The sequence below is a fragment of the Arenibacter catalasegens genome, assembly GCF_002909235.1.
GTDB lineage: Bacteria > Bacteroidota > Bacteroidia > Flavobacteriales > Flavobacteriaceae > Arenibacter > Arenibacter catalasegens.
Genome location: NZ_PHQQ01000074.1, coordinates 1 through 1346 on the forward strand (window position 1 = coordinate 1; position 1346 = coordinate 1346).

Consider the following 1346-nt stretch of genomic DNA (forward strand, 5'->3'; position numbering starts at 1 on the left):
TGTCTATGCCTGAAATACGTTGACCGTTTAAGGTTGTATAAAACTGATCAAAAATGGCAAATTTAGAAGGTTTTAAAAAGAGTTTTGACAAACGATTATCTCGTAATTTTGGTGAGAAGTTTAAAAAGGATATGGTAAAACGTATTGAGAACAACGAATTTAGCGTTCGGGAGATTTCAACTCTTTATGGTGTTTCCACTACTGCTATATATAAATGGGTCTATAAATATTCTATCTTGTATCAGAAAGGGTACAGGCAAATAATAGAACCTATGAGTAGCACAAAGAAGGTAAAAGAGCTGCAGGCAAGGATTAGGGAGCTCGAGCAAGCCGTTGGCCAGAAACAGATGAAGGTCGATTTTCTGGAGAAGCTTATAGAGATAGCCGAAGATGACCTGGGCATCGATATTAAAAAAAAAGCTGGTTCAAAACCCAAGTCTGGTTCTGGGAACACCGTAAAGGAATGAACATGAGCTTAAATAAATTCTTTACTGCCATAGGTACGAGCAAGCAGTCTTTCCACGCAAAGTTGGATAGGCAAATGTCAAAAAATGAGGCAATGGCACAGCTAGAACTTGTGGTAATGGAAGTCAGAAAAGACCATCCCGGGATGAACCTTAGGGATCTTCACAGGCTTATAGCACCAGATTTTGTGGGCAGGGATGCCTTTGAGCATTGTTTTCAATCGATGGGCTATGGGGTTCAGATTAAAAGAGCCTTCAGGCGCACTACAGACTCCTCAGGTGTCATACGCTTTGACAACCTTATTGAGGGTTTTGAGTTGGACGGTGTCAACCAGATCTGGGTGAGCGATATAACCTACTATAGGATAGGGGATGTTTTTTATTACATCACTTTTATAATGGATCTTTATTCCCGGTTGATCGTAGGTCATAATGTAAGTCGTAGCCTAAGGACAAAATATACGACCATACCTGCCCTGATCAAAGCGATCAAGAGCCGTAAAGATATAGTATTAAATGGGTTGATTTTTCATTCAGACGGAGGCGGACAATATTATTCCAATGATTTTAGAAAGGTTACATCCAGAGAAAGGATACGCAACAGTATGGGGATATCAGTTTATGAGAACCCGAATGCCGAGCGGCTCAACGGGATCATAAAGAACAACTATGTAAGGCATTATGCCCCTAAAAACTTTGATGGACTGGTTAAAATGACTGCTAAGGCAGTAAAAATGTACAATACAGAAAAACCCCACAGTTCAATAGGAAAAATGAACCCGGTAGAATTTGAAAATAAAAAGAGATGTTTAAGGAAAAAAGAATCAATAAATGTATATTAACATTCAACTAAAAGCGGTCAATGCTATATAGGCATGGACA

2 protein-coding genes are annotated in these 1346 nt (G+C 39.2%); both read left to right on the forward strand.

Annotated elements, in window-relative coordinates:
* Positions 1–53: 53 nt before the first annotated feature.
* On the forward strand, positions 54–467 hold the full coding sequence (locus CWD90_RS22890) for a transposase (RefSeq protein ID WP_239986603.1): 414 nt from the start codon (positions 54–56) through the stop codon (positions 465–467).
* A 2-nt stretch (positions 468–469) separates the two neighbouring features.
* Entirely contained in the window at positions 470–1306 is an 837-nt protein-coding gene (locus tag CWD90_RS22895; RefSeq protein WP_157941316.1) for a DDE-type integrase/transposase/recombinase, read from the forward strand.
* The last annotated feature ends 40 nt before the right edge of the window (positions 1307–1346 follow it).

Excerpts from the sequence above, each read along its gene's own strand:
- CWD90_RS22890 (WP_239986603.1), top strand. The coding sequence starts at position 54 with ATGGCAAATTTAGAAGGTTTTAAAAAGAGTTTTGACAAACGATTATCT.
- CWD90_RS22895 (WP_157941316.1), top strand. The coding sequence starts at position 470 with ATGAGCTTAAATAAATTCTTTACTGCCATAGGTACGAGCAAGCAGTCT.